At 56.3% G+C, this 23347-nt stretch carries 15 protein-coding genes; 8 read left to right on the forward strand and 7 right to left on the reverse strand.

Translation table 11 applies throughout. The features are described from left to right. Positions 1–55: 55 nt before the first annotated feature. Positions 56–1384 carry a hypothetical protein gene (locus ESZ00_RS09715; RefSeq protein WP_164981441.1) on the forward strand — a complete coding sequence of 443 codons (1329 nt, stop codon included), beginning with the start codon at positions 56–58 and terminating at the stop codon, positions 1382–1384. Between the two features lie 532 nt (positions 1385–1916). Then, positions 1917–5651, forward strand: a complete 3735-nt coding sequence (locus ESZ00_RS09720) for a TonB-dependent receptor (RefSeq protein ID WP_129208078.1) — start codon at positions 1917–1919, stop codon at positions 5649–5651. A gap of 126 nt (positions 5652–5777) precedes the next feature. On the opposite strand, the gene ESZ00_RS09725 is transcribed toward ESZ00_RS09720, so the two are convergent. The 4 genes from ESZ00_RS09725 to ESZ00_RS09740 form a co-directional block, all read right to left on the reverse strand. Continuing rightward, positions 5778–7841 carry a right-handed parallel beta-helix repeat-containing protein gene (locus ESZ00_RS09725; protein ID WP_129208079.1) on the reverse strand — a complete coding sequence of 688 codons (2064 nt, stop codon included), beginning with the start codon at positions 7839–7841 and terminating at the stop codon, positions 5778–5780. Beyond that, on the reverse strand, positions 7838–10336 hold the full coding sequence (locus tag ESZ00_RS09730; RefSeq protein WP_129208080.1) for a glycoside hydrolase family 31 protein: 2499 nt from the start codon (positions 10334–10336) through the stop codon (positions 7838–7840). The genes ESZ00_RS09725 and ESZ00_RS09730 overlap by 4 nt, the downstream gene beginning before the upstream one ends. A gap of 1 nt (position 10337) precedes the next feature. Further along, the gene (locus tag ESZ00_RS09735) at positions 10338–11750 is read right to left on the reverse strand and encodes a glycoside-pentoside-hexuronide (GPH):cation symporter (protein WP_129208081.1); all 1413 of its coding nucleotides are present in this window, start codon (positions 11748–11750) and stop codon (positions 10338–10340) included. 88 nt (positions 11751–11838) lie between these two features. Next, on the reverse strand, positions 11839–12657 hold the full coding sequence (locus tag ESZ00_RS09740) for a phytanoyl-CoA dioxygenase family protein (protein WP_129208082.1): 819 nt from the start codon (positions 12655–12657) through the stop codon (positions 11839–11841). A 44-nt stretch (positions 12658–12701) separates the two neighbouring features. On the opposite strand from ESZ00_RS09740, the gene ESZ00_RS09745 reads away from it, so the two are divergent. Further along, positions 12702–13535, forward strand: a complete 834-nt coding sequence (locus ESZ00_RS09745) for an AraC family transcriptional regulator (protein WP_164981443.1) — start codon at positions 12702–12704, stop codon at positions 13533–13535. Here ESZ00_RS09745 and ESZ00_RS09750 read toward each other — a convergent pair. Continuing rightward, positions 13532–14362 (reverse strand): hypothetical protein, encoded by an 831-nt coding sequence (locus ESZ00_RS09750; RefSeq protein ID WP_204520190.1) that lies wholly within the window; start codon positions 14360–14362, stop codon positions 13532–13534. The genes ESZ00_RS09745 and ESZ00_RS09750 overlap by 4 nt on opposite strands. Positions 14363–14576: 214 nt before the next feature. On the opposite strand from ESZ00_RS09750, the gene ESZ00_RS09755 reads away from it, so the two are divergent. Genes ESZ00_RS09755 through ESZ00_RS09775 form a run of 5 tightly spaced genes read left to right on the forward strand, consistent with a single transcriptional unit; the run spans position 14577 to position 20244 of the window. After that, entirely contained in the window at positions 14577–15659 is a 1083-nt protein-coding gene (locus ESZ00_RS09755; protein WP_129208085.1) for a four-carbon acid sugar kinase family protein, read from the forward strand. Further along, positions 15659–16636, forward strand: a complete 978-nt coding sequence (gene pdxA / locus ESZ00_RS09760) for a 4-hydroxythreonine-4-phosphate dehydrogenase PdxA (RefSeq protein WP_129208086.1) — start codon at positions 15659–15661, stop codon at positions 16634–16636. The genes ESZ00_RS09755 and pdxA overlap by 1 nt, the downstream gene beginning before the upstream one ends. 3 nt (positions 16637–16639) lie before the next feature. Further along, the gene (locus ESZ00_RS09765; protein ID WP_129208087.1) at positions 16640–18223 is read left to right on the forward strand and encodes a sodium:solute symporter family protein; all 1584 of its coding nucleotides are present in this window, start codon (positions 16640–16642) and stop codon (positions 18221–18223) included. Continuing rightward, positions 18220–19053 (forward strand): HpcH/HpaI aldolase family protein, encoded by an 834-nt coding sequence (locus tag ESZ00_RS09770; RefSeq protein ID WP_129208088.1) that lies wholly within the window; start codon positions 18220–18222, stop codon positions 19051–19053. The genes ESZ00_RS09765 and ESZ00_RS09770 overlap by 4 nt, the downstream gene beginning before the upstream one ends. 36 nt (positions 19054–19089) lie before the next feature. Then, positions 19090–20244 carry an iron-containing alcohol dehydrogenase gene (locus tag ESZ00_RS09775; RefSeq protein ID WP_129208089.1) on the forward strand — a complete coding sequence of 385 codons (1155 nt, stop codon included), beginning with the start codon at positions 19090–19092 and terminating at the stop codon, positions 20242–20244. A gap of 39 nt (positions 20245–20283) precedes the next feature. Here ESZ00_RS09775 and ESZ00_RS09780 read toward each other — a convergent pair whose 3' ends face one another. Both ESZ00_RS09780 and ESZ00_RS09785 read right to left on the reverse strand, forming a co-directional pair. Then, positions 20284–21453 (reverse strand): sialidase family protein, encoded by a 1170-nt coding sequence (locus ESZ00_RS09780; RefSeq protein WP_204520191.1) that lies wholly within the window; start codon positions 21451–21453, stop codon positions 20284–20286. Then, the gene (locus ESZ00_RS09785; protein WP_129208090.1) at positions 21450–23345 is read right to left on the reverse strand and encodes a glycoside hydrolase; all 1896 of its coding nucleotides are present in this window, start codon (positions 23343–23345) and stop codon (positions 21450–21452) included. The genes ESZ00_RS09780 and ESZ00_RS09785 overlap by 4 nt, the downstream gene beginning before the upstream one ends. Positions 23346–23347 lie beyond the last annotated feature (2 nt).

Consider the following 23347-nt stretch of genomic DNA (forward strand, 5'->3'; position numbering starts at 1 on the left):
TGGATGCCACCTGATAGTTGCGGGTGCTACACTTCGACCACGATAAATGTTCCCTGTGGAAACTCGATTCCGTATTAAAGATGACCTCGCCGGCATCCCATCCGTGGAAGAACGCCGGGCGCTGATCGACCGGGTAGCTCATAGCTCCCAGTTCTCCCGGTCGGCGCGCCTCCGTGACTTTCTGCAGTATGTTGGGTATGGCTCTCTCGAGTCCGGTGGATCTGAAATCCACGAGCATACGATTGGTGTGCATGTGTTCGGCCGGTCTCCTGACTACGATCGCAGCCAGGACAATATCGTTCGCGTTAATGCGAGCGAGCTTCGCAAACGCATCGACCGTTATTTTGAAACCGAAGGTGCGGAGGAGACGCTTACCTTTTCCATTCCACGCGGCGGATATATCCCGCTCTTCCAGTGGCGAGAAGCGCCAACCTCTTCTGCCATCGCCCTTCCGGAGGCGCAGGGGCTAACACTTTCTACAGACGCGTCGCTGGAGTCAGTTGCAAAGAAGCCTGTATCGCGAAAGCTTCCTTGGGCATGGCTTTGCGTCACATTTGTACTTGTTACAGTCTGCTGTATCCAATGGTGGCAGAATCGCGCACTGCGAATATTGACCGATACATGGGCGGGGCGGCCTGTGGTCTCGGAGTTCTGGACGAGTTTTGTCGCAGCGGCGCCAGAGACGCATATCATTCTTCCGGACGCTTCCGTGACCATGAGCGAAGAGATCACCCATAAGCAGCTCTCCTTATGGGACTATATCCATCGAGATTTTCCCGGGAGTGCTCATGGCAGTAATATGAGTGCGGACCGGCAGCGAGATTTGGACACAATCTTTGGCCACAACATCGTTACGCTCGGAGACTTCGCCGCTGCGCAGCAGTTTCTGGCTCTCTCGCCCATTGCTCCGTCTTTTCACCTGTCATTGGCGCGCTTCTTTGAGGCGGACTCGATCAATCACGCCAATATGATTATTATCGGTGGCAGAAAAGCCAATCCGTGGACTGCGCTCTTCGATGAGAAGCTGAACTTCGGCCTCGAGGACAGTGACGAAGCTGCTTCACTCTGCGTGGTCAATCGGCATCCGCTCGCCAGCGAGTCTGCCAGGCTTTGTCCATCGATAGGGCAGAACTACATCACGGCGTACAGTGTGGTTGCCTTCGTTCCTAATCCGGGCAGGACCGGTAAGGTGCTGCTATTAGGCGGAACAGATTCTGACGCTACGGCTGCCGCGGCACAGTTCATGACGTCGACCGATGGTTTGAACGATCTAAAGGCGCAGCTGCATAGCGATCATATTGGATACTTCGAAGCGGTTTTGAAGAACACGAGCTTGCGTGGCGCGCCGTTCCGCGCTCAGTTGCTGTCCATACGCGCACAATAGTTCGCTGTAGAGGCATGCAGCCGTCATCGTTTCCGATATAACGATTTTCTATCTGCACGTATCGGCATAGCTGAAGCGCCTGCTGGAATAAATTTTGACCTCTCTGAACTTTCGGGAAGATAATGCCCGCGTTGGAAATACGTTCAAGTTCTGAGCGTTGTTGCGACGGCGCGTTTCGAAAGCCCATGTTCGGGCGGATACCGAAAGAGTAAGAATGCACTTCGCTGTAGCCGATTGCATCGAGTGCACAACAGCCTTAGAGCTTAGAGACTCTCTGAAATTATGTCTGCCTGGGTCTGTCCTGTCGAAAGTTCTTGATGCTCTGGGTAGCCTAGATGCAATAATGCGTCATTAAGAAAACAGACGGAAGAAGGAACGTCCTGGCGATCGTGCGATTGCAGGGATACTGAAACTCAGTGCTGGCCGATCTGGTCACCTTAACCTTTATAACCGTGTCGTCGTACGAGACTGAATCTTCAGCTCGTGCGATCTCTCTTCTTTGCATGATTGGTTTGCAACTTCGGAGGCTGGTATGAGGAATTTCTTTATAGGTACTCGTGTCATTGTCTGTTGTAGTATCGCGGCGCTGTTATCTGGCGGTATCAGCTTATCCGCGCAAGATGCTACTACCGGTGGCATCAGCGGCACGATTACAGACACGTCTGGCGCTGTGATTAAGGGGGCCCAGGTCACCATCACGAACATTGACCGGAACCAGGTAGAAAAGACACTGCTCTCGAATGACAGGGGCTACTACACCGCAACGGCGTTGCCTCTGGGGCATTACACCATACAAATCAGCGATAACGGATTCAAGACCGAGTTGATTTCGGGCATTACGCTGCATGTGGCAGATGCGCTGACGGTGAACCGGTCTCTGGTGCCGGGCTCGGCGGATGAAACGCTGGTGGTGAAGGCGGATACGACCAGTATTGATCTGCAGGATGCAACTTCAGCTGGCCTTATCAACAGCACACAGATCAACCAGCTGGTCATGGTCTCTCGTAACTATGAGAGTCTGATGACGCTGCAGCCCGGCGTTGCCTATGGCAATACGACCGACAATCTGCAGCGCGGTCCGGTCGGCGTAAATGGCGCTTCCTCGGTGGTGAACTTCTCGGTCAACGGTGCTCGCGACACTTCGAACAACTGGACGATTGACGGCGCGGATAACCTCGACCGCGGAGCCAATCTTACGCTGTATGTCTATCCCAGTCCGGATGCGATCTCTGAATTCAAGACTCTGCGCGGGCAATATAGTGCAGAGTTCGGACGCAATGCCGCGGGCCAGGTGGACGTGGTGACAAAGTCAGGCAGCAATAGCCTGCATGGCAGCGCTTATGAGTATTTTCGTAATGACGCGCTGGACGCCAACAACTATTACGACAACTACGTTGGCGTACATATCCCGAAGTATCGCTACAACGACTTCGGCTTCACCGTTGGCGGACCTGTTTTGATTCCGAAGATCTATGACGGTAAGAACAAGACCTTCTTTTTCTTGAGCGAGAACTGGCTGCGCGAGGTGACCTATAGCACCGGTTCCGCGGTCGTGCCCACTTCAGAGGAGCGTAGTGGAGATTTCTCAAACGAGTGGTACCAGAATGCCTCTGGTGCATGGGTGCAGGGAGCAGTGCCTGTGTGTACGGCCTTTACCAATAACTCGTCCGAGCAGATCAATACCTGCACGACTGCGGGCACACAGGTTTCGAACATCTCATCGGCGGCCAATGCTTATCTGAAGGATGTCTACAGCATCATCGGCAAACCGGACGAACAGGCTAACGTCGCCAAGGGGCTCGATCCCCACACGCTCACCAGCACGATTCCCAATAGTTATCCAAATCTCGATACAGTCGTTCGCATCGATCACCAGATCGGGCAGAAGCTCGCCTTCCTGTATCGCTACGTGCATGACACCTTTCCCGATTACATCGGTTCGGGCACCTTTGTGGCTGTGCCAATTCCTGGCTTATCCGGCACTACTTCGGATAATCCAGGCACGCAGCATCTGGGCAAAGTAACCTGGACTGTTACCCCCACACTCGTAGCGAACATTGGCTATGCGTACTCGAATGGCTCTATCTACACAGCTCCGCAAGGCGCGTTGCTCTCTGCAAACTCGAAGGATATTGATATCACCACGCCCTATACCAACGTGGTGGGGCTGGTGCCGACGATTGCTGTATCGAATATGACTACTCTCGGCGGAAGCGCTGTGTATCACGATCACGGAGTGAACCACCAAGCCTTCGGCGATATCACGAAGGTGTTGGGAAACCACACCCTGAAGTTCGGCTTTTCCTATTCACATTACGAGAAGCAGGAGAATAACTCTTCAAGCGGCAATAACCAGGGTTCTTTTGGGTTTATCAATGACTCAGCTTACGCTTCGGTCGTAGGATTGCCGAGTGGAACTACCGCCTATGGGACCGGCGTCTCCGAGGCTCAGGCGTTTGCAAATTTTCTCCTCGGTAATGCCAATGACGGATTTTCGCAGTACAACCGCAATCCTGCGGTGGATGTAAAAGAACAGATTTACGAGACATATGGGCAGGACAATTGGAAGCTGACGCCCCGCCTTACACTGGATTATGGTCTGCGTTATAGCTACGTGACACCGCCTGTCGATGATACGGGCTACCTGAACAATTTCGATCCCGGAAGCTACTCTGCAGCGAAAGCGCCGACTATTGCAGCTTCAGGTCTGATATGCTTCACAGCTCCTTGCAACCAGTCGAACAGTGGCGCGGGTCAGTCAACCTCGCCGAATGCAAGTGCGGATTATGCCGGCGTCAACTACATCAACGGCCTTATCTACGGCACGCCGAGTTCGGCCAATAACAACCAAGCATCTCCATTTGGGCAATACACCAACACGATGCAGAAGACCAATTTCGCGCCGCGCTTCGGTTTTGCCTATGACGTGTTCGGTGATGGCAAGACGGCTCTCCGGGGTGGGTACGGCCTGGTCTTCGATGAACTGGAAGTCAGCTACTGGGAGACAACAGACTGGAGTAATCCTCCGGCTGTGACGACTTACTCTGTGAGTCAGGCTGTGTTGGATAATCCGACAGGCGGATCTGCCAGCACATCGCCATCAACCACGCCGGGACGCATCCAGGCCGTGCCTCTCCATGCCGCGACACCGTATGTTCAGCAGTATTCGCTTGGAATACAGCAGCAACTTGGCAGAAATGCGACCTTTGAACTCGGTTATATTGGCTCGCATGGCACACACCTGGCCGGAGCGGAAGAGATCAACCAGCCTGTGCCTGGCGCATGGCGAGGTGTCATCACGCCACTTTCAGCAAATACGGGCTGCTACATCGGTTCCTCGGCAACGCCGGCCTTTATCAGTTCCACTTGCGATCGCGTCCTGAACCAGATCAAGCCATACCTGGGTTATTTCTCTGTGGATGCGATGCGCACCGTCTTCAGTTCGAACTATAACGGGTTGCAGGCGAAGGTGAATAAGCGGTTCAGCGGTATGACGTATATCGATGCGAACTTTACCTGGTCGCGCGATCTCACTAATTCGCCGGCCGACTACTCCGGCTTCATTCAAAATATTTATAACCCTAATGGCGACTATGGGCGCGCTACCGATGATCGCAATATGATCCTGTCGATCGATGGTGTCTATGAACTGCCATGGTTCCGTGAACAGCACGGACTGGAGGGGAGGCTCATTGGAGGATGGGAGTTATCAGGCATCTACTCCGCGGCTTCGGGTCTTCCGTTTACGGTTGGAGCTTCGGGCGGCGCATCGATTCAGTACACTCCAGGCATCACACCTGCGGCCAGTGCCGATAACCCCAGCAATATAGTCAATGACAATGCAGGTCTGAGTGTTCTCGGCAATACGAATGCAGGTCTGCGTGTCAATCAGGTTTCAAATCCGCAGGACGGCCATGGCATCAAGCTACGTACGACCAAGAAGCCTGGGCAAGCTTCCAACCCGGAATTTTATACCGGTGCGTTCGAGGCACAGGATCCCAATAGCAACGTTCCCGGCACTGCCAAGCGTGGTACGATCGCTGGTCCGGGTTATCAGACTGTCGATCTCGGCGTCTTCCGCAACATTCGCATCTTCAACAATCTCAAGACGCAGTTCCGAGCAGAAGCCTTTAACGTCGCCAACCATACCAATGTAAACAGCTACTATGCGACAGCGACATCATCTTATTTTGGACAGATATATCCTGCCACTACTTCCTACCGCGATCCGCGTATTCTTCAGTTCGCGCTCCGTTTTGACTTTTAATTTCCAGAGTCATCTCTTGGCCCTCCGCCTCAAGGCGGAGGGCTTTCACTTTGCTTGCTGGTTCATTGCGAAGTCGTGGGGAAAGATAAGTTCAGAATTCTGTATCTCAAACGCTCGCACAGGTTCTTATTGCAAGTCGGGTGCGACTGATTTTTTAATTGCGTCAGGCTCAATGCCCGCATTTTTCATGATTTCGCGGGCTTCCGCAGGCCATTGATTGTTTATCACAAGATGGTCGTCGAAAATGAGATCGTTTTGGTAGTTGGTCCACATGCCGCCGATCTTTGTGCTGTCGTGCCAGTTATCGATAGCTGTGTTGTCGGGTGAGATGCGGAGCGGATAAGCAGCGTGAACGGTGTTGATATTGAGCCATTCCCCAGTCGGATCTTGCACTACATTTTTGCGCACGGTGATATAGCGCGAGCCTTCGTCGAGATACAGTGCGATACGGCCGCTGTTGTCGAAGATGTAGTTCTCAGTGATCAGCGTGTTAGGGCTTGCGGAGAGATTGTAGATTGCTCCACCGTCATGGAAGAGCTGTTTGGCTCCATGAATGCGGTTCGCGGCAACCACGACATCATGGTGGGTGGTGGGTGTTTGATAGACGAGGTTCTGCGGCCAGTCGTAGCCATGCATGCGCAAACGATAATTGGGGTTGCCGCCGGGGTCCTGAATGCCCCAGCCATATCCAATGTCGATGGCATCGTACGGAACATCGGAGATGTCGTTATGCAGGATAATGGCTCCTTCCACGTAGGTACTGAGGATGGCACTGTTATCGTGGTAATCGCGACTGACTGCATGGATGCGATTATTACGGATGATGAGCTGACGGTTTATCTGGCGTAAATCTGTAGGATGGTGCGCATCGCGCCGAACACCGCCGGCAAGGATAGCGCCGCCGGCACAATCGGTGAAGACATTGGCTCCGACGGTGATATCGCTGGTGGCGAGGCCGATGCCGGAGAGCATTGCATTGGCGTCGTTGCCGATGCCGAGCGCATATTGACCGAGATGAGCGAAAGTATTTCCATCAAAACTGATACGTTCGGCTGCGCTCACCTGGACGGATGCAGGCATCTGCTCCCACTCATTGCGCATGCTCTCGAATTCCCGGCATCCAACTGCGCAGGTGGCAATGGGGTCTGCGGGATATGCAGAAGCATGACCTGTCAGATACGAGCCGCTCTGCTGGCTGGCATAGCCTTCAGCTCCGGAAGGGCCGAGCCATGTGGTGTAAGAGAAGCGCAGGCCACGGAAGACGAGATCGTGTACTGGTGCATTCAGGCTGTTACCAATGGAGAGTAGGACGCTAAGTTGTGGCAGCTCCACATCGGCAGTGTTGAGTTTGATTCCCGCAGCAGGGCGCAAATAAAGGCGGCCATGGTCAGAATCGAGATACCACTGGCCCAGCTGCGTGAGCAATGACAGCGCATTGGCGAGGTATAGGTGCTGAAGTTCAGGGTGAAAGGGCTTCTCTATCGTGTCATAGCCCCATAGATTGTTGTCCCATGCTGGCTGTTGCATGATGAGCGTGCCGTGATCGACGCGGGCGATTGGTGAGACACGCTCGGTGAAAAATCCGGTAGCACGAAGTTCGAGATGTATAGCTGTGTCGAGTGCAGGTATTGTTGGCGCGGAGCCCTTTGGCAACATGCCTTGGCGAGTGAAGGTGTAATCATTGCGATGAATCTCCATGGAGGCAATGGGCGCGAGCGCATTGTTAACCCAGAGCTGTCGCGAGGCTAGACCTAGGGGTGTCTTGGCAACGTAGATGTCTCTTTCTTTGTCGTAAAGCTGCCATCCGGTCACAGGAATGGCTCCGCTAAGGATTGGATGCGCACCAGGTGCGGCTTGCCAGACGACGGTGTGTCCGTTGTGGCCTCCATCTTCTGCCGAGAAACGCAGAGGCTGCGCGAGACGATAAACACCATCTTCGATTTGCACGGTGACATCATGCTGCGCATTCAGCGTGCGAACTGCGGACTGGGCTCGCTCCAAAGTGCGGAAGGGAGTAGCAGGGGTGCCGGCGGCGTTGTCATCGCCGGTAGGCGAAACCGCGAGAGTGATGGCATCCGGCGATGATATTTCCGTATTTAACGGAAGAGCGTGGACAGAGAGCAGCAGAAGTGCAGAAGAGATGAGGAAAACCCTGTGCGCGAATGCGCCGAGATGATGGAGTAACCTCATAGATCGAAATGACTCCCTGGGATGGAAACAGTATGCTGCATGCCGCTGTAACGGAGTTCGCGCATTACCTGTCCTTGCTGTGTATGAAAAATGACACGGTAATCGCGTTCCCGCACAAGCGATGAAAAGTCTCCTATGCGCCTCGAAAGCGTGAGGTTGTGCGTAGATTCATCCCAAGAAATAAGGGTAGTGGCGAAGGCGCCATCTTCATAGGCGTAGCTGTCGCCATCGTCTTCGTAAAGCGTGAAACTCGTATTTGCTCCGGTATAGACATGAATCTCGTAGGGCGCATCTGGCTGCTCTTCAGTATGTTGTGTTACCTCGCCGAGAATAAGAATCGATCCGGAAGGAACGTAGAGCGGGATGTGATCGAGAGTTGCGGAGGTGAGGATGGTCTGGCCGCCGCTGAAATAATCATTAGACCAGAAGTCGTACCAATCACGGCCATGCGGGAGATAAACGAGGCGCGTGTGATCTACGTCTCGTATCGGGCGTGAGTTTTTACTGTAATGCATGGCATGTGTGATGGGGCACACCATTATGGCGGGTCCGAATAAGAACTGGTCGGCGATCACATGCGTGGCATGGTCTTGCGGAAAGCATAGGGCCATAGCTTGCACCATCGAAGCATCAGAGAACGTAACATCGGCAGCGACAGAATATATGTAGGGGAGCAGGCGATAACGAAGCCGGATGGTAGAAGCGATGGCGTCATAGAACAGATTGCCGGGCTCGCCGAAGCGCCATATTTCGCGCGGGGCATCGGTACCGTGTGAACGAAACATAGGTAGAAATGCGGCATATTGCAGCCAGCGGGTATAGAGCTCATGAAAGCCAAGATCGGTACAGCCCAGGTCGCTGGGGTCTGGCTCGATTGCATCCATGGCGGTGAGGCCACGAGAGCCAGCGTTATAGTCGCCGCGCCAGAACCAAAGCGAGGGGTCGTTACGAAGGAAGAAACCTCCGATGTCGACGGTCCAGTATGGCTCTCCAGTTGCGCAGAAGTTCAGTCCCTCTGCGATAGACCGGCGCAGTGAATCCCAGGTGCCGCAGATATCACCGTTCCAGGTGAATGTGCCGTAACGATGCTGTCCGGCGTAGGAAGAACGGGTGAGATTGAGCACGCGTTTCTGGTGATTCGTTCGGCGCTGTCCTTCGTAGATTCCTTGCGAGTGGAGAAGCGAATAAGCATTGATATTGCCTGCATCCAGGTAGCGCTTTGATGCTTCTGTGTTGAGCCTGAGCCGCTGATGTGGCTCAGGCTTGATGGCGCCGGACCAGTCTGCCTCGAAGGGTTCCGTGCAATCGCACCACCAGGCATCGACTCCTTTTGAAAATAGACCGCGCGACACCTGCTGCCAGTAAAGTTCGCGCGCTTGGGGATGAAAGGCGTCATACGTGGATTGGTTGCCGAGCATGAAGCCATGCTGAAGTAATTCGCGCTGGTCAGGGCATGAACCGGTCATGATCGGCCAGATAGAGACCATGAGCCGTGCGCCGAGCGTGTGAAGCTCGGTGGTAAGGCCTTCGGGATTGGGGAAACGGAGTGGGTCGAAGGACTTCTGGCCCCAGCCGGCACCGTTTGGCCAACTTTTCCAGTCAAGGACGATGACATCGAGCGGGATAGCGCGGCGTCGATATTCCCGGACTACGTCGATAAGCTCTTGTCCGTTGACGTAGCGCTCCTTGGACTGCACATAGCCAAAGGCCCAGCGCGGCGGTAATGGTGTGCGTCCGGTAAGACAGCGATAGTGACGGATGACGCCGTCGTAGGTCTCTCCGTAAAGCAGGTAGTAGTCAAGTTGATCGACGCAGTCAGCCCACCAGTATGAGCCAAGCGCATCGTCATGGAAGGTCATCAGGGAGCAGCAGTCAAACAACAAACCGTAGCCGCGGGTGGAGACGAGATGCGGTACGACGGCCTTCATATTTTGTTGATAGAGCTCGCGTGAGCGGCCGCGAAGATTTGCGTATCCCTCTTCATGTGAACCAAGGCCGAAAAGCGCCTCATCTTTGGCAAATTCGAATTCGAGCTTTGCCTCAAAGGCCTCGCGATCGAACAAGGAAGTATAAGTAGCAGAATTTGCGCGAGCACCGTCGATGCCTTGTCCTTCGGCAATGCCTATACCCCTATCAAAAACATTGCGTGTAACTGGTCGTGGCGTGAGCCATTTCCCGCCATGCTCAGGTTCCTGCATCAACGTACGCCCGCCAGCAGTTGCATACACAAGACGGCCGGTTGCGCGAACGAGTGTGATCGTAAGTGCCGTGGTACGGAAAGTGTACTCATGCGGAGTTTCGTGCAGTTTGACCTCAACTTCTTCCGGTCTTCCAATGACAATGCGGCTAGGGCGGTCATGAAATACATCGTGCCCGGTGACAGTGATGCGGACGATGGCTGGAGTAACAAAGCCAATCCGTAAAAGGCGATCCAAGGAGCGAAAGAGGAAGGCCCCGGGCATTTCGTCCGCATGATAACTGTCAATGGTAAACATGTTAAACAGCTCCGCTTACGAGAGCCGCGATCCTACGACGCGCCTCGAGCTCTGCCCGAATGCGCGGCTCCAGACACTCATAGCGGTGATAAAAGCAGACAGGCACCGTGGCGAGCAGCCATGCTGCGGCAGGCAGCCAAATGAAGCTGGCACAGATGCCATGCAGCGCGGAGGAAGACTGGATCGCATTTGGCACATAACCGGTATTGGCGAGAATCCATGCGGATGCCGCGCCCCCAATGCCACTGCCGGCCTTGAGGCAAAAAGCGGCACCGATCGCAGTGAGCAGGCCTGCGGCGCGGATACCGCTCTTCCATTCGCCGTAATCGACGCTGTCAGAAAGCACGGAGAAGGGGATCGCCATGGCGATCCCGCTGGCTAGAAAACCCAAAATCCATCCGGCGAAGATGAGAGGAATCGACGCGGCAAAGGTTCCTGCGCCGAGAATAACTTGTCCTGCAATGGAGCCGAGGAGTGCGACAACCCAGGTATTGCGCTTTGAAAAGCAACGACAGAGTGTGGGTAGAAAGAAGATGCCGGCCAAAGAGACGACGTCCATGCTGTTGGCGATGGAGGTGAGCTCGGGACGCCGAAGCACGTACTGAAAAAAATAGGGTGCGGAGGAGATGCGCGCGATGAAGGCAATCCAGAAAAAGAGGCTACTGAAAAAGATGATGTGCCAGGGCGCATTGCCTCGTAGCGCATGGAGACTGCGGGCCACAGGGAGTCGGTGGCGATGTGTAGGTACTGCTTCGTGAAGGTTTCGAAAGGCGACGAGGTAGAGTGCCACAGTGCCGAGCGCATAAATGGGCATCACCCTCATGAAGCCAAGGCGATCATTGCCTTGCCCAAGCACAGACACTAGCGGCAGCACGGAGAGATTTACGAAGAGGACGCTGAGCTTGGAGCCAAACATGCGCCATGTGGTGAGCGTGATGCGCTCGTGTGGATCTGACGTGAGCGACGCAAGAATGGATGTGACCGGAGTATTGATGCCTGTGTAGAGAATGCTGGAGGCAACGTAGGTGAGAACTGCGTAAATGATTTTAGAAGCGGGCCCGAAGTGGGGCGTGACAAAGGTGAGGACGCCGAAGACTGCGAAGGGTAGGCATAGCCAGAGGAACCATGGGCGGCTGCTTCCCCAGCGGCTGTGTGTTTTCTCGAAAAGGATACCCCAAAGAGGAGCGTCGAACGCATCGACACAGCGTGCGATGAGCAGGATCATGCCGGCCACTGCTGCGGAGATGCCGTACACATCGGTATAAAACTTGAGCAGATAAAAAGAGATGACACAAAAGATGAGCTGGCCGGCGATTTCGCTGGCCATATAGCTGAAGCGCGTGGTGTAGCTCCTGCTGCTCATCGATTGCACGGTTGTGTTCCGCAGATCGTCCTCGCGATACTTGCATAGCATACCGATTCCAGTGGGGCTGGCGGCGTTGTGTGCGTCAGGCCGAATATGTCCCAGTTATGCCGTCAAACGGGTTAGGCATAGGGACGGTTTACACGACAACATTCTTGTCTTCGGGGAAAGGGCCCCAGTTTTCTGCAGAGTCTTCTGCGTGGTTATAGATATTCTTTCCGTCTTTGAGGAAAGGGGTAGCCATTGCCCAGGGTTTGCCGTCGGGGCGGGTGAGTGGCTTTTCACTGTATTGTGGGAGGTAGATGCGGCGCATGTTTCCCGTCAGGTTGGGGCCACTGCGGTGGAAGACGAAGCTATCAAAGGCGACGATGCTGCCGGCAGGCACAACTACGGGGTCGCCGGGATCGCTGCCGGTATAGCCGATGAGATCGTTGGTGCCGTCTTCCTTGATATGGGTGATGATCTCGCTCTTTGTACCCCCGCGTGAATGTGGCAGAAGATAGACCGTGCCATTCTCTTCACTGACCTCGTCGAGCGTGCACCAGCAGGTGACGTAAGGTTTGTGCTGCGTGGTGGGGTTGTACCACTTCACATAACCGGAGTCCTGATGCCATGCAAATTTCATCCCTTGTTCGGCGCCTTTGACAACCCACTGCTCATGCATCAGCCATGCCTCATCCCCAACGGTGGCCCGAGCCACCTCCGCCATGAGGTCGCTGAAGATGAATTGCCATAGGCGGCTGCTCAGGCGGTAGCGGTTGTTGATAAAGTAGCGCTTTCCACGATGGCTGATGTTCTCGGTTTGCACTCCTCGGCTGTCCATTATGCAGTCGTAATAGCCGAGATAGTAGGAGCACTCCTCGCGCAGCATGGCAAGCATGGCCGGCGGGATGACGCCGGGCAGGATCATATAGCCTTCAGAGCGATAGAGACTGCGCTGTTCTTTCGTGATCATCATGGCCGCTACTTTAGTGAGGATGCGACACGACTGGCTTCTCACTTTTGTCGAAGTTGTTATCATTTTTTGTCGCTATGTTGCAACGCCTCCAACTCCCGGACGAACTTGACGGAAATATGTGGCGCTATGCCAGCCTGGCAACGGCGAACCGGCGGCATCGGCACGCTGAGTTGGAGCTGAACCTGGTAACTCGCGGTAAAGGTCTATATTTACTGGGTGCACGCCGATATGAGATCCGGCGTGGAGACCTGCTGTGGCTTTTTCCGGCGCAGGAGCATGTCTTGATCGAGCAGACTGCGGACTTTGCCATGTGGATCGCAGTTTTTCGACGCCGGGCAGTGAAACGCTGGGCCGTCGATCGGGCTGCGCGTCCTCTTTTGCAGCGGGAGCTCCAGGGCGAAGCATGCCGCAGACTGGTGCGACAGGAGCTCGAACGCTCCGAACAGCTATTCCAGGAACTGGCTGCCACGGATTGCGACCCCGGACTGAAGAATGCAGGGCTGGGATATGCCCTGCTGCATGCCTGGAAATGTTTCGAGCAGGCCGCGGCGGTACCTGCGCAGGCACTGCACCCCGCAGTAGAGCGGGCAGCAAAAATCATCCGCTCGGGTGGTGATGGATATAGTCTGCAGGAGCTGGCGCGACAGGCAGGTATTAGTACATCCAGATTAAGCAGGTTATTCCCACAGCAGACGGGGACCACAATTGTGGAATTTCGTAATCGTCAACGCGTGCAGCGATTCCAGCAGGAGCGGGAACGAAATCCTCACCGTAACCTGCTGGATGCCGCTCTGGATGCGGGCTTTGGAAGCTATGCGCAATTCCACCGTGTCTTCCGCGAAATGGTGGGATGCTCTCCGAAAGAGTATGGGCTCTAGAGCCGGCTCCATAGTTCTTCGACCTCAAGACGCACGATGCGCGCATCCTCCCATGGGTTGGGAAAGGTGGATAGCGCATAGCCTCCTTCGACTGGGCCAAGTTCGGGGCAGATAAAGATCTCCCGATCGGTGGATGAATTGCCGGAGAGCCAGCATTCAAGGAGTGCCTGTGCAAAGGGTAGCCAATCATGAAACTCCTGCGTTAGGGAACCGCGTCCATCCGTGATCGGAATCTGGACGTGGTGACCGTTAAAAGGGCGGAAGTGAAACTGCTGTGCATGCTGGATGAGCTCAGGGCGCAGCATGAGGCGTGCTGCGAAGTGCGAAGTTGCAAGGTGTTTTACGACGGCAAAATGTGAGAAATCCCAGGAGATACGAAGCAGGCGGCCTGTCTTTTGCTGGTATGCATCCGCAAGGGCATAGGTCTTCTCTGGAGTCTCGGTACACGTGCCGCGATGCGATTCGATGGCGGGTAGCAGGCCGAGCGGTTCAGCAAGAGTATCGAGGGCGAGGGTAAGATCGAGAGCCTCAGGTGTCAGAGTATCGTCCGCGGCCAACTGCACATTGACGTGATGGGCGCCCCAGCGATGCAAGTCATGAAGAAGTATGGGAAAAGCTGAGGCGTCGCCTGAGGCCATACCGCCGACAAAGATCAGCCCACGCTGATGGCAACCGGTATGGAGCTCTGCGCTAGGAGCCCAGCAGACACCATCAAAGCCAGCTGCCTGGATAGCATCGAGCTTTTCGCTGAGTGTCCATTCGGTACTGGGGGCTGGATGGTTCATCAACGTCCAAAGATTGGCGATGTGGCGGAGTTGCGGTTTCACGATTCCTCTCAGATGAGCCATGCGAGAAGCCATGGCTATGCAGATTCAGGTGACCGGAATGGAAATTACTTCCGTATTCACGTAGATATCGAAAATTAGCTTGACATGATTTTCAGGTTTTCGGAAGAATGCAGAGGACTTCGGGAGCAACCGGTCGATAGTTTCAAGGCCGAGGAAAGAGGATCAAATCGCTTACGGCAAAGCTCCAGAAGGTGTGGCTATCGTCGCAGACGACCTGACGGGCGCCTGCGATGCCGCAGTTGCGTTTACGGGCTTAGGCCAGACGGTGCGGGTGTACCTGGATGCAGTTCCGAAGGCGGCTGAAGGTGTGTACGCGGTATCCACGGAGAGCCGTAGTCTTACCGAGCACGAAGCGGTCGCGAGGCTGGCCCGACTGGCATGGGAACTGCCGCGCATGGCGCAGATCTTCAAGAAGATTGACTCCGTATTTCGTGGCAACAGCTTCGCGGAAATTGCAGCGGCTGTACGAACCTTTCCGGAGCGGTTGGCGGTGCTGGCGCCGTCGTACCCTGCGCATGGGCGACGGGTACGGAACGGAATGTTGCATGGGAGTGGATTGGAGAATGATCGCCCGCTGGATCTGGCGGCAGCACTATGTGCTGCTGTATGCGCGCCTTTGGTGATGGTGTCTGGAGAGGATGCGGAAACGCAAATGCAGGCAGCTCCGTATGGAGCTTTGTTGCTCTGCGATGCATGGGATCAGGATGAGTTGGAAGCTGTGGTGCGGGCCGCGGCTACGCTTCGCGAACGTGTGTTGTGGATCGGATCGGGAGGGCTGGCGCATGCGCTGGCCGCGGCTTATGGTGTAACAGTGTCATGCGACTCAGTGCGCTGGCCACGAGGGCGAACAATTTTTGTTGTGGGAAGCGATCACATCGCGACGCAGCAGCAGGTACTGCATTTGGAAGAGAGCGCAGTTGTTCAGCGGAGTGGATGCGGAGAAAAAATAAGGACAAAGACTTCGAGCTTTGTGCTGGATGTACCGCGAGGCACAGGAGTAGAGAGCGTGCGGGCCGCATTGATGGATATCCGTCCTGAGGATACTGCATGTCTCTTTCTTACTGGAGGTGATACCGCGATGCTTGTGTGCCGGGCGCTGGGAATACGAAGCCTGCGTCTGTTGCGTGAGTTCGCGCCTGGCGTTCCTATGGGGATTGCCGAGGGCGGTGCCTTCGATGGCGTGAGAGTGATGCTGAAGAGCGGCGGGTTTGGAGAACGCGATCTTTTGCAGCGTGTGTATGAGTCATTTCACGACAAAGAAAGTGTCACTGTCTGATGCATATATATCCCCCTAGGATCGTGATATCGCTGGGCGACCCTGCGGGCGTTGGCGCGGAGGTGACTTTGAAAGCGCTCAGCGCTGCAGAATTACCGGCCGCGAGGGTTCTCGTATTAGGAGACCGCGCAGCAGTTGCCACGGCTGAAGCGAGCACGGGCATCCACATGGCAGAGCTGCCGGTGGAGTTTCGCGATTGCGGGATGTTATCTCCGGACGAGCCGGTCCGGATGGGATCGTTGCGCGCGGAATATGGCGCGGCGGCGATGCGCTACGTGAAAGATGCGACTCTGATGTGCCTGCATGGAGACGCCGATGCCATGGTGACGGCGCCTCTCAACAAAGAAGCTGTTGCCTTGAATGGCATTCCTTTCAGCGGACACACAGAATATATCGCGGAGCTATGCGGTGTGAGCGGGTCCTGCATGATGTTGACCAGCGAACGGCTGAGCGTCGTGCATGTTTCGACGCATGTAAGCCTGCGTCGCGCGACGGAACTGAACACTGAGAGGATTATCCGCACCATCGAACTGGGTTACGAAGCGATGCGGATGATGGGCAAGGAACGGCCGCGGATCGCAGTATGCGGGCTGAATCCCCATGCTGGCGAACACGGCATGTTTGGTGCGGAGGACGAAGCCTTCATCCTGCCTGCAGTGGATGCATGCCGCGCGCGGGGCATCGCCTGTGAAGGTCCGGTAGCGGCAGATACGATTTTCTTCAAGGCGGCGCGCGGATCGCATGACCTGGTGGTGGCGATGTATCACGATCAGGGACACATCCCGATGAAGCTTCTGGACTTTGAGGCGACGGTGAACACCTCACTTGGTATTCCGCTTATCCGCACGTCGGTGGATCACGGCACTGCATTCGACATTGCGGGAAAGAATCTGGCAAGCGGCGCGAACATGGCTGCGGCGATTCGGCTGGCGGTGACGATGGCGAGTCATCGCATTCCGGCGCGGACGAAGGGCTGAGCCATGCGGACCGCCGATGTGCTTGTGATTGCAGCGTATATCGCCGGGTTGATAGGTATTGGGCTGCGCTTTTCCCGCCGGCAGAATACGACGGATGAGTACTTTGTCGGCGGCCGTTCCATTCCAGGCTGGGCGACTGGGCTCTCGCTACTGGCGACAATCATTACCAGCGTGACGTTCATTGCCTATCCAGGCTCCTCGTACGCCGGCGACTGGTCGCTGATGGTGCCCGGGCTGCTATTTGTCGGTGTGCTGGCGCTGGTTGGGCGCGTCATTGTCCCGTTCTTCCGGCATGTTGTGCGAATGAGCGTGTACGAGTATTTCGGGCATCGCTTCGGACCTAGAGTCCGACTCTATGCCTCGCTTGCATTTGCCGCCGGACACTTCTCGAAGATGGCCTTTGTGTTTTATCTGCTGGCGCTCACACTGGCAGGCATGACCGGATGGCCGGTGCAGCGCATCATCGTATTGACCGCTGCTATTACGATCTTCTACACGCTGATCGGCGGAGTGAAGGCCGTGGTATGGAGCGACGTGGTGCAGGGCTTCGTGCTGTGGACCGGGATATTGGTTTCTCTGGGATATCTGCTCTTTCTTCCTGCGCAAGGGCCGCATGCGGTGCTGGCAGATGTGTGGAAGCATGGCAAGATGAGTCTGGGCAGTACGGCTCTTCGCTTCGATCAGCCGACGATCCTGGTTCTGGTGATTTACGGATTCTTCTTCTATTTGCAGAAGTACACAGCCGACCAGACAGTAGTGCAGCGATACCTGATCGCCAAGTCTGACAAGAGCGCATTACGCGGGATTGCGTTGGGTGCAGGGCTCTGCGTACCTGTATGGGCAGCCTTCATGTTGATCGGAAGCCTATTGTGGAGTTTTTACCGGCTCACCGGCGAGCGTCTTCCGAAGAGTATTACCAAGCCGGATCAGGTGTTTCCACACTTTTTGTTGACTCACCTGCCTGCCGGGTTGGCAGGGCTTTTCATCGCTGCTTTGCTGGGCGCAGCTATGGCGATGCTGGCATCGGATATGAACTGCTTTTCCGTAATCGCGACAGAGGATTTCTATCGGCTGGCGCGGCCGCAGAGTTCGGACCGTGAGTTGCTGCGCGTAGGGCGCATCGTCGTGGCGCTGTGCGGAGCCGCGGCTGCAGCGATGGCCATCCTCCTGGTGCACAGCCAGGGGAGCGCGCTCTCGCTTTACTACACGTTGACTTCCATCGTGGCAGGGGGACTTGCGGGGCTCTTTCTGCTGGCCTTCCTTGTGCCGCGCGCTACACCCGCAGGAGCCACTGCCGGCGTTCTCGCCGGGTTGCTGTTTACGGCGTGGGGCGTGCTCACGGAGAACGGAAAGATCCTAAATCTCGTGCACTGGAACTTTACCTGGCACGACTACATGCTGGGTGCGCTTGGACATGTAGTGGTGCTGGGAGTGGGTGTGGCCGCGAGCCTACTGCTGCCGGGCACGCCGCGATCCAGCGAGCTGACGTGGCAGGGGTGGCGGCGACGCATGTCTTCTGCGACAGAAATGTCTGTGCCCAAACTCTCCGCACCATTCACTTATTCCATCGATCGGGAGCCCAGATGAATCGCCTGCATGCTGCAATCGGAATGAACAAGGGAAAGCCTCTGCTCGGCGCCGCGCTCTATTCCTACGACCCGATCTTCCTCGAAATTGCCGGACACCTGGGCTTCCAGGTGATCTGGATTGAAATGGAGCATGCAGCGATCACCTTTGCTGAAGCGGCGGATCTGTGCCGGATGGCTCAAGGGGCTGGGTTGTTGACGATGATCCGCATCCCCGATGCACGTCGGGAGAGCGTCCTGAAGGCCTCGGAGTGTGGGCCAGATATGATCGACATCCCCATGGCCGATTCGCCCGAGCAGGTCTCCGAACTCGTGCGGTATGCGAAGTTCGCACCGATGGGGGCGCGCGGATTCTTCAGCGTATCTCGTGCTATCAAGTACGGCATTGTAGACAGCGTGCCCGAGGAGCAGCAGAAGCTGAACCAGGAATTGGCCCTCCTGGCGCAGGTGGAGACGAAGGAATCGCTGGCGCGGATTGAGGAGATTGCCGCTATTCCTGGCGTGGATATTTTTATTGGACCGGCGGATCTCGCTGCGAGTATGGGGCTTCCGGGACAAACTGGACATCCTCAGGTTCTCGCCGCCGCCGAACATATTGTCAGCGTGGCGCGACAGCATCACAAGAAAGTTGTGACTGCGTGCGGCACAGCGGATTACACCCACTGGATTCGGCTGGGTGTGGACCTGCTCTTCTGCACGAACAACATCGTGTGCCTGAAGGTGGGAGCACAGCATGCGCTGGATGCCGCGAAGAAAGCTTGCGCCGAAGCGGATGCGCAGACCGGTGTGCGTCATAGTGCGGAGCCCGCTCCGATGCGCATTTTGCGGTAATCACCTTTTAGGCCGGCCACAAAGGCTTCTGAAATCATGCGAACGATTACTTTTCTACAACCGCGTGTTCTGACGTTTGGAAACGGTTGTCTGCCGGATGCAGTGACATATCTGCGGGAGACGCCGCACACACGCATTCATATCCTTGGATCACCCTCGCTTTCGCAGACAATTGAGGTATTGAGCGGGCAACTTGCGCATGCAGGATGTTCAGTGACGGCGCAGCTTGCTGCACGTGCCGAGCCGACGATCCGTGACTTTAATCTGGCACTGGAAACTGCGCGCAATGCAAGCCCAACGTGCGTTCTGGGTATCGGCGGTGGGAGCACGCTCGACCTGGCGAAACTGGTGGCTGCCTTCGTCAATAGCACGCAACGGGTAGAGGAGAGCTTCGGTATCGGCCTGTTGCGGGAGCGCACGTGCGGGCTGGTCTGCATGCCGACGACATCGGGTACGGGCAGCGAGGCCTCTCCGAACGCTATTTTGCTGGATGAAGCAGCGCAGCTAAAGAAGGGTGTGATCAGTCCGCATCTGGTGCCGGATGCAACCTTCATCGATCCATCGCTTACAGAGAGCGTTCCTCCGGAGGTGACTGCGGCGACGGGGCTCGATGCCTTGACACACTGCATCGAGGCATACACAAACAGACATGCGCATCCTCTGGTGGATGTATATGCGCTCGAAGGCGTGCGGCTGGCAGCTCGATTTCTTGTAAGGGCCGTACAGGATGGACGAGATCGCGAGGCTCGTGAGGGGATGGCACGAGCGAGTCTCTATGGTGGCCTGTGTCTTGGTCCAGTGAATACTGCGGCGGTGCATGCGCTGGCTTATCCGCTGGGCGGAGAGTTTCATCTTCCGCATGGGCTTTCCAATGCAGTGCTGTTGCCGGCTGTTTTTCGTTTCAATGCCGAAGCCGCGCTGGAGCGCCATGCTGCGGTTGCGCTCGCCTTGGGGGCAGAGACGGGAGTGGATGCGATGGAGACAGCGGAAAATGGCGCCCGCGCACTCGAAGACTTAGCACGGGCCTGCGGAGTGGAGATGGATCTGGAAAAGCACGGGCTGCGGAGGGATGCAATCCCGAAGATGGCCGAAGTCGCGCTTAGTGTGCAGCGGCTGTTGCGGAATAATCCGCGTGAGGTAACGCTCGAAGCTGCGCAGCAGATTTACGCACAGTGCTTTGGCAAGTCCTGAGCCCATCTGCGAACGCGCATTGGTGCGAATGCGCGGGGTTCAGGAGCGAGGGACTTCCGCGAAAGAAAGATGGACGTGCCGGATGGCGGTGCGATGCCAGGTGTAGGTGATTTCCAGATCGCCGTTGCGTGTCTGGATGATGGCAGGGTACGAGTATTCTCCTTCTCCCTGCTCGAGTGTTGCGAAGACGCGAAAGTGCTCGCCGTCGGTACTGATGGCGAGGTTGAGTGGTGAGCGTCCGCGCGGAGTGTCGTTGAAGATCATGATCACGCGGCCGTCGGGACGGTTGTTTTTGCCGAGCAGAGACACGGCGTCGAGTCCGGAATTGTTGCTGGGCAGATCAAGGAAATGAGTCTTTGTCCAGGTGAGTCCCTGGTCGTAGGAGTCGGCTACAACAATCTTTGCGGCAAGCGTGCGAGATCGTGCATAGAGACGCAGATGCGCAGGCCCGAGAGACACGACGGATGGTTGAATGATGCCGTCGAAGGCGCGTGGTCCTTTGTCTTTCTCGCGCAGTTCGGGTGAGCTGAGAGAGGGTTCAGGCGCTGGCGGCTCTGCCTTATCCTGGGCTTCTGTCACTGTGATTGGACCAATCTTTGTCCATGTGGCGCCATCATCGGTGCTCCGTTCGATCCATGAGGCCCAAGCTTTGTAGGCCTCAACGGAGGAACCGCTGACGATGAGGTGATCCGGCAGCACCAGCGGCTTGGTGCGGCTGGGACCGATGATGCCCGCAGGCAGGCGCTCGGGACTCGACCAGCTGCGGCCTTCATCCGTGCTCGAGATGCGAACGGCAGACCATTCGCGCGGATTATCTCCGGTCTTGTAGTAGAGCCAGAGTCGACCGTCCTGGGTATGGAAGAGAACTGGATTCCATGTTGGAATGCCTTTGTCGCCGTCGTGCTCGCGTGCAACTTCTACGGGTGGCGACCAATGGCCGCCAGAGAAACGTGCCGTGTAGATGGCGACGTCGGGCGCGCCCTCCTTGGTGCCACCAAACCATGCGGCCAGCAATGAGCCATGGCGGAGCTCGATGAGCGTAGAGGCATGACACTGCGCGAAGGAGGCCGAGCCTGGAGCGAAGACAAAGTCGGTGACCGGGTGAATGCCGGGGTCTGTATTGTGCGCTGGTTTCCATTCCGCAAATGCGGAAATGCAGGTCAGTAGCAGGGAGGCGGCAAGGGTTCGGCGGAAAGTTCTAGTCATCATGGGGCAGAAAAGCTCGCGAGGGTGACGATCTCGCCGGGAGCAATGGTGAGGGCATCGGGCATCGCCGTCTCGAGATTCGGTGAGTAGAAACTGGTGCGCTCGAGCCGTGTCCAGTGTGCATCCGGCCAGCTAATGTGAAGCTGCTGCGTCGAGGTAGACCGGTTGAGAACAATAAGGGTGGTGCGCTTGCCGTCCGTAAAGGCTACGGTCAGCAGATCGGGGTTAGAAGACGAGGCATCGACGCGGTGCATGCCCTTCGGCACGTGCCGGCTGAAGGCGCCGAGAACTCGTAATTGGAAGCTGGAGGGAATAGGAATCTCCCCTTGCGAGCGATCAGGCACAAGCAGTGAGCGTGAGCCACCGAAGTTGGGTTGTTCAACATCGAGGATGAGCCAGCAGTAGAGCAACATCTCCGCATCGAGCTGCGTGAGGTCTTTCTGGTAGAGCTGACCAACCTGCAACGCAAGGCGATACGAAGCATCCTGATAGCGGCCGTCGTTCAGGCAGATTTCGGAAGCGAGGAATGGCTTGTCCTCCGAAGCTGTGTGCATGGCGGCGAGGCGTGAGTTGTAGAGATCGGGGTTGGCGAGGAACTCCTGGTAGTCGTACTGGTGAGCTGCGGTGAAGTCGGTCGCAGACCATGCAGCAGGGAAGCGTTTGAGATCGTTTGCGCGGGTGGTGCCCATCCAGAGGTACGGTGCGTCGGCCATCTGGATCTTCGTGGATTGGAAGCCGGCTTCATCCAGAGCCTTGCGCACAGCGGTGGTCATAGAGGCATAGATTTCTGGGTACTGTTCGACTTCATTCTCGATGCCGATGATCTCGGGTGCAGCCCCTGAGCGCTCCTTTGCGCGACGGCAGAACTCGACCACGATACGCGCATAAACCTCCGGATTCGCCGAGGTTTTCACCGGCTTACCCCAGGCATCGAGAATCGGTTTTCCCTGTGGGGTATAGTCCTGCGTTGCCCAGTGTGGAAGAGCCCACATCTCGTAAAGCACACTGCCGCCAAGCTCGCGTGTTCTGCGGCTGTAATCGAAGTCGGAGACTTCGCCGTTGGGAAAGTTGTCGCCGTAGTAGTGGGGCGTGGCGTCGTGGAGATCTTCCACGTTGGAGAGATCAGGCTTGAGCTCTGTCCCCATTGGATACTCGCGGTCGATGAGAAGGTTGTAGCGGCGTAGCCAATCCCAGTATTGGCGCTTGCCCTCATCGCTTAGGGCAGCATAGGCGGGAACACTGGGACTGCCGCCAAAGCCGAGCATCACTTGGTGTTGCTTTGCAGACGAGACGGTGATCGTTGTATCGACCACCTTTTCTGCGAGGAGCGCGCCAGCCAGCACGAGATGCTCATGGCGTGGGCCAGTGAACTTGAGCTGATGTCGGGTGAGGTCGAAGATCAGCGGCTGCATCAGCAGTGTCTGACCATTGAGCAATACGCTTACTGAAAGATGCGCATCGACCACTACCGTGAGCGTGCGTGCCTGCCCTGTATAGGGCCGCTCTTCGTCATGGAGAATAGGTTCGCCTTCGCCAGGCGCTCGCAACCCCGCCGAGGCATATTCACGCTCGTAAAGCCGCACCGTGGTAGCGGTCAACTCGACGGTGAGTCCGGCATGTGGACCAGTGAAGATCCAGGAGAGACGGGTCTTGTCGGGAATGCCGGCATCCAGCAGTATCGTGCGGCGGAAGAGCGCGGGCAGCTCCTCGTGAAAATAAACGCGTGCAACTTCGTCCGGATGCGACCAGCCGGGACCGATCGGACCGTCAGATGCAAAGCGGAAGTCCTGCGCCCGCGCTGCTACTGGCTGTGAAATGGCGGGAAGCGGAACTGCCTCCTGTGCGAGAACAGGAAGTGGAAGCAGGGACGCGGTGAGAAGCAGTGCAATTCGCATAG

Source organism: Silvibacterium dinghuense (assembly GCF_004123295.1).
Taxonomy (GTDB): Bacteria; Acidobacteriota; Terriglobia; order Terriglobales; family Acidobacteriaceae; genus Silvibacterium; species Silvibacterium dinghuense.